Below are 10,119 nucleotides of genomic sequence, written 5' to 3' on the forward strand. Positions count from 1 at the left end.
TGAACCAATCGGACTTAACCAAAGACAAGACGGAACATTAGAAGTGACGGTTCACCAAATAGTAAAGGACTTGCAAGGTGAACTGATGTTCGATGGAATAGTAAAGCACATTTACACTATACAAGACGACTTGTTACGAAGAATGGATATTGAACTCGTATAATTGTAAATTTTGAAGGTGAGTCAAAAAATAGATTTATACCTATTTCTGACTTAATTCCCTTTACATATTCTTAGTTATGCAACAGGTCCAGGAATAGTACTAACTTGCTGTGGGGCAGTTCGTTGTACTTTACCTAGACCTGTTGTATCACTAAGATTATGTTAATGGAAATAAGTAAGAATGCTATACTGAACTTCTACCTTAGTCAACTATGAAATATTATATAGCTAGCCCATTTAAGTTAATCTTAATAGGTAGTACTAGCTTGATTGCTGGATGTCAGGGAAATTGTGAAGATGGTGTTGCAATTTATCGCCCTCAATCCTGTTCAATTATTGTTCAATATGCAAAGCTTGACAGTCGAATGTTCGTTTTGAAAGGTAGAAATCCAATTACCGGTAAAGAAGACGAGTATCATGATGATGCCAATTGGAATATCCGCTTCAAGAAATTTATTGACATAGGCGATACAGTTATCAAACGAAAGAATGAGATGATGTTTTACATCCATAAGAAGGATACAACATTAGCATTTCCTTATGATTGCCAAGGAAAAATTTATCAATAGAGCAGCCTCTTTTTTGTTGTATAAGTGGCGTGGCTGTTGCAAAAGTCTAGAAGGGGATCAAAGAGCCTGTTTTGATAGCCCTTTTCTGGCCATTGAAAGGCCAATAATTATTAATCCCTGAAGACATTCTAAGCGAGTACCGACTTTTGCAACAGCCACAGATTTTATGTTATGTGGTTAAACTCAGAGATAGGCCAATAGATAGCCAAAGAGTATTAACGGAAAAATATAACTTCGGTCAAGAAGGGGTATAATGAAATTGTACTAAGGTTTATTCCGTATGAATTCTCGCTTCATTAAGACAGATCTACTATCTATTAGTCTCAACCTATCCTTCAATACGGGGTTTTGCCAGCAAAAAGTGCTAGTTGGTTTCATTGGTGGCTCTGGCCTCTCCAATTTATCAATTGGATATACTCAACTAAACACGACGTTGGGCGGTGTTAGATTGTTAAAACCCTTAAGCCTTGGCGTATACGGTGAGTATTCTATTAGTAAAAAAGTCAAGACAGGGGTCGACATAACGTACTATCGATTACCCTTAGAAGTATCTGATGGCAGGGGAATATTACTTTTTTAGAGAAGTTCACGTATCTAAATATAGCTCCTTATATTGCTTTCGAGCCAGTCAAATATATATCTATTGCCTTTAATTTGAGTTTGCGGCCGTTGCTTACCTATTCACCTAAAGAGTTTGCTCCAACATCAACTTTACTCTTTTATTATGGGCCTCGTTTAACGATAAAGCCTATTAAACAACTCGGCATTGACTTTGGATATGAAACCTACAACAGACCATTCGCAACGACTTATATTGTAGGTGGACCAGTCTCTTTTGCCAATACTACACTATATACCAATATTCGTTTTATGCCATTCGTCAAACGATAGATTGGACAAATGATCTCTGCAAAAGTTGTTGTATAAGTGCAATTATGTTAGTTAACCCGCAGTTGGCAATTTTCCAACGGCTACCAAAACAGGTCCTGCTGTAAGGTCTTTCAGTTCTGTCTTCACTAAAGTACCTGGTGTGAACTCCCATACTTCATCCTCAGGATCATATAATTCGTGACCTTGAATTTGATAGACTTCGTCCCCAATTGGAATAGCTGGAACGGATTTATAAACTTGAGTACCTTCTTCCAATAACTGAACGTAGATATTTTCTCCCATCTAATAGAGTGTCAAATCAGTTGTATAATTTCCTTAATGTTAATAGAATAAACCTGTATCTACAGTTGTAATATAAATTGTAGGATATAAGAATTTTACAATTTGGCTAGTCTGAAATTGACGGTATCTTCGTTCCAGCCAAGGCTAACAACTCAGGGGTTATTGGGATATTAATCGGATTTGAAACTACATCGTGGGTAGCTGTTTTGAAGCCCACTCGATAGAGAACCTGCTGAGATCCCTGCCGTATCGGATTCTCTATTTCAAGGTAAATGTAGTGGTTGGACTTAAGCGACATCGTCCAGTAACTGTTGCCGCAGGAAGCGCCTATTTTTGCTTGAAGTAGCTTCCACTTACCATCCACATAGACTTCACTGGTTATGCCCCCAACGGTGGCATCTTGTCTAGGAACGGATAGCTCTTTAATTGTCATGTTGACTAGATACAGCTTAATGTAAGCGTTTCCATTCTCCCGCACGATAAACGCATTAGTTTCAGGAATCAGCATGTCAATCTCTCCTTTTTTAGCTTTTAAACCCGTGGGGAGATTATTCGTGGACACTTGTTTATTGTCGAATTTATGATCTTCGCCAATGGCCCAGGTACTGGCATATCTTTCATACACAGGCGTTGTCTGTGCTAGACTGAAACGCCCAATCCCTACTAGTATAAGGGTACATAAAGTCAATATCTCTTTATTTCCCATCGTTTGTTATATAAGGGCAATTATATAAAGACTACTAAACTTCTACCTGACCAACACAAGTTCAAGTGCGCCGTCAGGTCCTTTTAAGTGAATTCGATTCTGTTCATTACAAATCACTTTGAAGTAATATCCTACTCCCAACGTTAGATCCTTCGTCCTGTTTTTATAATATAATCGGACCCACAACAGCTCACCATGTTTGTAATAGGGACTCGTTTTTACCGTGTCGGTTTCAAGACTATATGTTTTGTATACCAAAGGTGCCCCATTGTCTAAATGATTATCGAAAATTGAATCAGGGTCAGTGATTCTCTTATCAGCTCCAAAGCTCATCATACCAAACCGGCTAAAAGTAGCGGATGTAAATGGAGCGGATCTAGGTAAAGGATCACCGTTTCCAGTAGCTCTTGAGCCACATTTCCAAGTACCAATTATATTATTTAGGATAGGTGGACCTTGACAAGCTTGCTCAGTTCTAGGCGGATCAGCCGGTGGGGGCAAAGGTGTGATACGAATTCGACAAGCATACAGTAAACCTATAATGCCCATAAGTACCCCTAATGAATATAGAACCGTTTTCATCGTGAGCATCGTTTATAGGCATAACGCATAGACTAATTTCCTGTTGTATAATCTATGTGGCTGTTGCAAAAGTCCTGAGGGCTAATGAGAAGCTCAACAAAAGGGCTATTTTAAACGGCTTCTTCCGCTGAAAACAAGGGGGCAAATAGGGTATTTAACATCGGTTCCGACTTTTGCAACCGTACCGGCACGGTCCGCCGCCGCGGGACCGTAGCCACGCCACGTATATAATAGAATTGAGTGGTATTATTGGGCTTTTACAAACCGTATTGGAATAGAGGTATAAGCTCTTAGTAACCGGCCATCCTGAGAACCAGGTGTCCATTTAGGCATTAGTTCGACGACCCGTTTAGCTTCGGATACCAACTTATCATCGACCTCGGTATACGTGACCTGCACATTTGAGATAGAGCCATCTTTCTCGACCAAGAGTTTCACCCAGGTCAAGGGCCCTTTTTTTAGATTGACCGGATACCGACTAGTCGATTGAATGAACTGAAACATTGCATCAGGCCCACCCGGAAATTTTGGTGGGACTTGAACAACGGCATAAGCAGTAGTATCAGTTTGCTTAGGTTGATTAATTGTCTGTCCTAGACTAATGCTATTAGCGCCTGAGAGAAATATAAATAGCAGTTGAAGAAATCTTAAGCTCATTTATGAAAGAGCAAAAAGTGTGACTATTTCCATAAATGGCTAGTTTGGTCCAACTCCTCTTACTTCTGATTTTCACATAACATAAAATAGTTATAAAACATGTGTATGAAAAGTACAAAGCCTAACTGCTAATCTTAGTAGCCAGGCTTTGTACTTTTCGGTTAAATTTATCTGGTCTTATAGATGACCTTTATAGGCAAGTTCTTGCTGTAAGTAGGAGTTACTTTGCTTTTTTTAACAACCCTAGTTTTCGATAAAGCACCAAATACCCAAGCCTCCTTCTGCTGATAGATTACTTGGCTGTATGCAGCAACGCCAGTTAGAAAACTGGCTGATTCGGCCACCAAAGTATCTCCAACTGGAATGTCTTGATTACGCGGTCCTCTAATTCCTTTAACTCCATAATGCTCTAATGGCTCTGCAGCTACCAACGTATAGCGAAAGACCCAATCGTCTGTCTTATGGGCCTTTGGGGAGCAAGCATTCAGTGCTACAATGCAGCCCCAATGTAATATCTTAATGACTAGTATTCTTTGCATAATTCTATTGCGCGATCACTAGTTGAAGAGTTATTTATTGACCTTTTTCCATACCTGTTGTATAAATAATTTTATGTAAATTGATTATTCCGTCAAGGATAACGTGAAACCTTTAATAACTGAGCTGAAATAGTACAAATCAAAATATTTAGAGCGGGTACTGCCACCAGATATAACTGAGAAGATCGATCTCATTTCTTAGGTCTTTTTCATCTATTTCGTAAGCTGTTTTAGGAGCCTCTCGATAGCAATCACAGCTCGTGAAAACTCGGTCAATTAATCTACGAAATCGCGGGTCTAATGAGATATCATCTCTATCTGATTTCCATTGCTGCATGTACAAATCAATAAACTCCTCTACTGTCAATTTATGATTCAGAAACTGATAAATGATTGATTTGTAAGCTAATTCAGACATCTGTTTTTAGTTGTATAAGTGCTGTGGCTTTTGCAAAAGTCGAAAGTGCCTTCAATGATCTTCACCTCTCCTCATGAAAGTAAGGATTCAAAATGTCTTTGAGCCTTCTCTGAAGTATAAAACGACTCATCTGGGATGGTATCGAATCCGGGATTAGCCTCGGTGATCTCCGAAAATCCTATTGATTCTGAGTTCATTTGAATAACATAGAAGTGGCCATTATACCAAATGTCAATCATTTTCGCACCTGAGTCAAAGTAGTGAACATCATGCCTGATTGACCTTGTGTTAAGTCTATCAATGATATATTGATAAGCAACTTCAGTTATAACACTCATTTTTGGCAGGTAGTCTTTATGAAAATTACAAGATAGTACATGTGAAAGCAGAGCCTACTACTTCTGCAACAGCCACTACTTTTATTTTAAGAAACTGTTTCCGTATAATGGATATGTAGTTTAGTTTTTGTCATCTATTGTAAAGCCCTTAGCGCAGATCTTAAGCTGACCAACGGTTGAATTAGTATTAATAACATAACAGGTTAGCTCATGAACTGGAAATACACCTGTCCATTTAGTAGCCAGCAGATACAATTCTTCATCTTCCTTTGTACTGTAAGCATCCAATATTGATTCTTGGGCTATGATACCAAAGTTCAAGTCAAATTTTGCTTTGTAAACGTCTTGAAAAATCAACTTACTGATCCCCGTACCATACCATTCTATTTCAAGTACGATAGAGTCGTTATGACCCGGATTGCTTCGATCAATATTGATTGATTTGAGCGTAGAGTCATGCCAATAGTAATCGTCAAAATTCATTCATGCCTATTGTATAAGTGCAATTATGTTAGGTAGCCTTCTCAAAGTAAAGACTGTTAGCTAGTTCACTGTCAATCGCTAAAATACAGGACGAGTTATCATTGGCAAGTATAAACGCGTTATCCCAAATATCAATTGACAAATGAAAGTCTCCTTGCTTTGAACTGAATTTTAATAGGAGTTCATCATTCATCCACACATTCTCACTAGAAACGATTTGAGGATCTATACTTTCAAGAGCCTTGGTCAAATCCTGTACAAACGCTGGTTTCGATCTATTGATCTGAAATTCTAGCAATAGTTCTGCTGGCTTACCAAATGGAGGCCTTACCCTATACGTATAGCATCTATCCAATTTGTAGTGACTTTAAAACTGTTAAATAATTTGCTTCATGATAACTAACCAGGTAATAAGCCTTTCTGAATTAACTTACTTCTGATGCTTTCCAACTTAGCTTTATCTGTGGGGGTAGCAAAACCAAATCCATAAATAAAGGGTCCCATACGGCCACTCCACCCTTTTTGAAAAGCTCTTGGTTCATAACCGGCAACCCGCCCTTCCACTTCCACTTTACCCGCTTTTATCCCTTTTACAATCAAGTCAACACAGGGATAAATTTGCTCCTCTCCCTGATACACTCGATCCACTAGTTTGTTCAAGATCTCTTTTTGATCATACTCCCAATTCGTTTCGCCCATCCACTTAAAGGCTAATGCTCTGGGAAATTCTTTTTCCGCATAGATTTCTGCATACTGGATAAGCTCTTCCAAGGTTTTCCGTACAAAGCTGATGAACTCAATCTTTGTCATTTTTCAGATCCCATTTTACGTCGGTTTTCTGTTATATAATCTATGTGGTTGTCGCAAAAGTCTGAGCCGGGTTTACTAGGCAAAAAATGTAAACCAATCCCGGCCCAATTCGTGGCTAAAAGTGGCTGATTTTAGGAGCCTGTCCGCAGTAAGACCGACTTTTGCAACAGCCACCTATGTTATGTTTACCTAGAGCACACAAATGATCACCTATTTATATGTCTGCTTTCTTGTCGGACAATCATAAAAAGAAAAAACGCCGAATTGGTACTGCTTTTTCAGTAAACTTAGGGGGCATGTGGCCTGGTCACTATAGTCCGGCGCTAGACGAATCGCGGCCCATAAGCCCCAATGAATATTTCCTAAACTATACTTCGGTATTTCTCAAAAAAATTATATTTCCAAATTTTTTTGAGAAACCTATCTTTAATCACTGAACCTTATTTTAATGCAATTTTGACGCTTGGAATTTTGCCCCCCTCATTCCCCTCAAATTGCTTCCAAGTATCATTAGGGCTACTCGTCGTCATTCCGGCGTGTAACGGGTAGCCAGGTGATCTAGGTGAATCTATTCGCTAGGGGTGGCAAATCGATTCATTCGCTCGTTGTACCTATCTAGTAGCTGATCATCCAATGCAGGCGCTTGTTGAAGTTCGAACCGCAGAAAATCGGTTCGGTCGGCTCCCTCAATCATCCCCTCAAACTTAAGCTCCTCTTCTACCCAACCCGACGTTTTGTTCAGTTTAGTCGCCTGGGCAAGGACTGCCTGAACTAGGGCCCTTGTCCGATCTGGGTTTTGGGTTGTTAACAGCAGGATTCGAATGTCGGTTTGGTAATCCCCATAGGTCAGTCCCTGATGGGGTAACTCAGCACGAACCCATTGTACGGTTAGGGACTGAATTAACTCTTTGTAGGGCGTATGGTCAAGATCGTCGAGACGTATGTGTCGATTCATAGCGTAAATATACCGAATAGGAGTAAATAGCTCTTAACGGAGAAAGTAGGCGAGGCTACTGACGAACTGGCAGATTCAGTTCGCTAACTTAAGTGTTTGACACGAATCACGAACGTCCGTTTAAGATTTGTGGCAAACTAGAAAAGACAACTGACTTGTTACTACATGACCTAAAAAAGCTGCCAGGTTGGCAGCTTTAGCAATAATTATATTATCTATAAAATAAAGTAACAATTACTAATCCATTCAGTTGAACTTACTTCGAGGAAAGCCAAACAGTGGGGAAATGAAAAAAGAGAAGGAAGACTTTAAACGACAAACTATAGAATAGCCCTGTCGAGTCAGGGCTATTCAACTTTACTAGGCTGACTTGGGCTTACGCCCCCGTGGCTTACCGGTGTAGGGGACTTTTGCCGGGGCCGCTTCGGCAGCTAATTTTAACTCAAGGGCCGTCGAGCCTTCGTAGTCAAAGAGACGAATCGTAAAGGCGTATTTGGTTTTCGCGTAATCAACCCCGCTTTTGGTCAAAATAAAGGGCAGCGCTAACGTATAGCTTTTGGCCGCTTTCTCAAAAGAGAAAGTCTCCTCGCTATCACTACCAGGAACTAGGTAGAGGGATTTAGCTTTCCGTTTGCCCTGGTCCATACCCACCTTGAAGAGCGTATCATCCAGATTGATGCCTAAGTTGGCCACCGTCTTAGTGGGGAGGGTGAGCTTGCCTGTGGCCGAAATGTACCCCGTTAGCGCGACCTTAGTTGGCTTAGCGGCTTTGGGACTTTTCGTTTTCGTGGGACGGTTCTCGGTCGGGGAGAAAAAATTGATTGTCAGTGCTTTCATATAGCTATTTCAGTGTCTTTAATGGCAAAGGTAGGGGTAAAGATAGATTTTGATAGACCAACGACCCAGTAGGAATTTACTACGCTATAAACATGATCCTGCTGATGAGTAAACGATACCCAATAAAGCGAAACGAGTGGGTTAGACTAAGCCATAGCCCCTACCGTGTAAATTGTATTTAAGTAAGATTGAGCAAACAAAGACAAACAGCGAATAAAAATTTAGACTTATACTTTTTCAAGAAATAGACGTGTATAGTTTACGAGGTACTCAAGGATGCTATCCATACCGTATGCGTCAAGCGTTGGGCTATAGTGACTAGGGCCAAAGGCCCACTGAGTTTTCTGGGAAGGCAGTATCAAGTAGGTGTTTTTCTCTTTTTAAACTTGTCCGACAGAAAGACAGACAAAAAAATAAATGATCATTTGTGTGCTCTAGGTAAACATAACATAGGTGGTTGTTGCAAAAGTCTGGAATGGGACTAGGGAGCCAGGTTTCTCCGCTAATTGCTGACCACTAAATGGAAACAAATTGCCTGGTCATGGACCACTCATAGGCTGGTATCGACTTCTGCAACAGCCACATAGATTATACAACAGTTTTGACTTCTTAAAACTGCCACTCGCAACTGTTTCTTAGAAAAATGAATCGTTGAGTACACTCAACTTATATAGATCCCAGTTAGACTTCTATAGACTTTATAATACACCATTGATAAGCCATGGAAAAAGTAAATACGATCAAACATGCAGTGCTTTCTGGCGGAATTATTCTACTGGTAAGTTTCTTCCTATCCAGTTGTTTCCAAGAACCTACCTACTCAAAGGTTCCTCAAATTAAGTTCAAGGGATTTAGTCGGTACGCCCTTCAGGCAGGTTCAGGAGTTGGCCAATCCAGACGCGATTCTGTAGTGATTACTATTGGCTTTACTGATGGAGATGGGGACCTGGGTAATACCTTGCCAGTAGATAGCTTGGAAATAGATCGGTATAAGCAAGCAGGTGGGTGGGGAAATTATAAGATTATTACCCTTCAATTAAAGAATGGTCAGTATCAACCCCTTTCTACGGGTGAGAATACTTCCTTATTTTTTCCCCGTTTAAGCCGGGAAGGCAAAACAGGGCCTATTGAAGGGGACTTGGAACTGGAGCAGCTTTATCCTTATGGCAACAGCTTTACAATCATTCCCACTAAATATCGGATTCAGATCCGAGATCGTGCTTTAAATGTGAGTAATGAGATTGAAACCGATACGATTCATATTCCTTATTCCTACTAGGTAAACATAAAGCAAATTATACAACATGATAGACTGGCCAAAATTATACAGTTACCTTCAACTTGATCGAGAGATAGAAAAACAAGTTTTTCTCTTCAGCATCGACGAGGGAGTGTTTGGGCTATGGGAGCTAGTTCGAACTGTTGACCATTATAATTCGCTGACCCTAGTTGAAAAATATGCCGTTGCTTATGACCTTTTGAAAGAAATCTTAGCAGAAGACTTGGCCATATTAGAGGAGTATACGAATAACAGCCTCACAAGCAAAATCAAAGAAATTAATTATCCCTATTCAGTTGAAGTATTGAATAATCCTAGATCTTGGGAGCTTAGTAGTGAGCCATTCTATTCGCTTTCAATCACGGCCCAAGGCGAAAAATACCTTGATCAGTTGAATCGAAATGAAAAGGACAAGCTGAGAATCAGATTATTTGTGAATAACTGAAGACGGAGGGAAAAATCTCTAGGTTAACATATTGCCACTTATACAACAATTTTGGAGCGGTATTTAAGTACATTTAATAGAAATAGCGGTTAATCTAATAAACTAAACTTAACGTATTATGAACAGAAACAAATTTGCGTTAATCCTGCTCTTCTTGGGTATCAGT

13 protein-coding genes are annotated in these 10,119 nt (G+C 39.9%); 3 read left to right on the forward strand and 10 right to left on the reverse strand.

Features of this window, described 5'->3' with window-relative positions; genetic code table 11:
* Positions 1-374: 374 nt before the first annotated feature.
* A complete protein-coding gene (locus tag BM202_RS35095; RefSeq protein ID WP_093835049.1) occupies positions 375-731 on the forward strand; it encodes a hypothetical protein in 357 nt (118 codons plus the stop codon).
* 942 nt (positions 732-1,673) lie between these two features.
* Here the strand turns inward: BM202_RS35095 and BM202_RS35100 are convergent.
* From BM202_RS35100 to BM202_RS35160, 10 genes are all read right to left on the reverse strand, one after another.
* Positions 1,674-1,904 (reverse strand): hypothetical protein, encoded by a 231-nt coding sequence (locus tag BM202_RS35100; RefSeq protein ID WP_093835051.1) that lies wholly within the window; start codon positions 1,902-1,904, stop codon positions 1,674-1,676.
* Positions 1,905-2,010: 106 nt separating this feature from the next.
* Positions 2,011-2,529 (reverse strand): hypothetical protein, encoded by a 519-nt coding sequence (locus BM202_RS35105; RefSeq protein ID WP_143100874.1) that lies wholly within the window; start codon positions 2,527-2,529, stop codon positions 2,011-2,013.
* 123 nt (positions 2,530-2,652) lie between these two features.
* A complete protein-coding gene (locus BM202_RS37720; protein ID WP_177236815.1) occupies positions 2,653-3,192 on the reverse strand; it encodes a hypothetical protein in 540 nt (179 codons plus the stop codon).
* Between the two features lie 246 nt (positions 3,193-3,438).
* Entirely contained in the window at positions 3,439-3,849 is a 411-nt protein-coding gene (locus BM202_RS37970) for an energy transducer TonB (protein WP_093835057.1), read from the reverse strand.
* Between the two features lie 167 nt (positions 3,850-4,016).
* Positions 4,017-4,388 (reverse strand): hypothetical protein, encoded by a 372-nt coding sequence (locus BM202_RS35120; protein WP_093835059.1) that lies wholly within the window; start codon positions 4,386-4,388, stop codon positions 4,017-4,019.
* Between the two features lie 148 nt (positions 4,389-4,536).
* Positions 4,537-4,806 carry a colicin immunity domain-containing protein gene (locus tag BM202_RS39275; protein WP_093835061.1) on the reverse strand — a complete coding sequence of 90 codons (270 nt, stop codon included), beginning with the start codon at positions 4,804-4,806 and terminating at the stop codon, positions 4,537-4,539.
* Positions 4,807-5,264: 458 nt separating this feature from the next.
* Positions 5,265-5,627, reverse strand: coding sequence for a hypothetical protein (locus BM202_RS35135; RefSeq protein WP_093835065.1), 363 nt, complete (start codon positions 5,625-5,627; stop codon positions 5,265-5,267).
* Positions 5,628-6,026: 399 nt separating this feature from the next.
* Positions 6,027-6,437, reverse strand: a complete 411-nt coding sequence (locus BM202_RS35145; protein WP_093835069.1) for a hypothetical protein — start codon at positions 6,435-6,437, stop codon at positions 6,027-6,029.
* 568 nt (positions 6,438-7,005) lie between these two features.
* Positions 7,006-7,392, reverse strand: a complete 387-nt coding sequence (locus tag BM202_RS35155) for a hypothetical protein (RefSeq protein ID WP_093835073.1) — start codon at positions 7,390-7,392, stop codon at positions 7,006-7,008.
* Positions 7,393-7,752: 360 nt separating this feature from the next.
* Positions 7,753-8,229, reverse strand: a complete 477-nt coding sequence (locus BM202_RS35160) for a hypothetical protein (protein ID WP_093835075.1) — start codon at positions 8,227-8,229, stop codon at positions 7,753-7,755.
* Positions 8,230-8,950: 721 nt separating this feature from the next.
* Here BM202_RS35160 and BM202_RS35165 point away from each other — a divergent pair.
* Together BM202_RS35165 and BM202_RS35170 are read left to right on the forward strand one after the other, a co-directional pair.
* Complete coding sequence (locus BM202_RS35165) at positions 8,951-9,508, forward strand: hypothetical protein (RefSeq protein ID WP_093835077.1); 558 nt, start codon at positions 8,951-8,953, stop codon at positions 9,506-9,508.
* A 25-nt stretch (positions 9,509-9,533) separates the two neighbouring features.
* On the forward strand, positions 9,534-9,953 hold the full coding sequence (locus tag BM202_RS35170; RefSeq protein WP_093835079.1) for a hypothetical protein: 420 nt from the start codon (positions 9,534-9,536) through the stop codon (positions 9,951-9,953).
* The last annotated feature ends 166 nt before the right edge of the window (positions 9,954-10,119 follow it).

The organism is Spirosoma endophyticum (assembly GCF_900112365.1).
In the GTDB taxonomy this organism is placed as follows: domain Bacteria; phylum Bacteroidota; class Bacteroidia; order Cytophagales; family Spirosomataceae; genus Spirosoma; species Spirosoma endophyticum.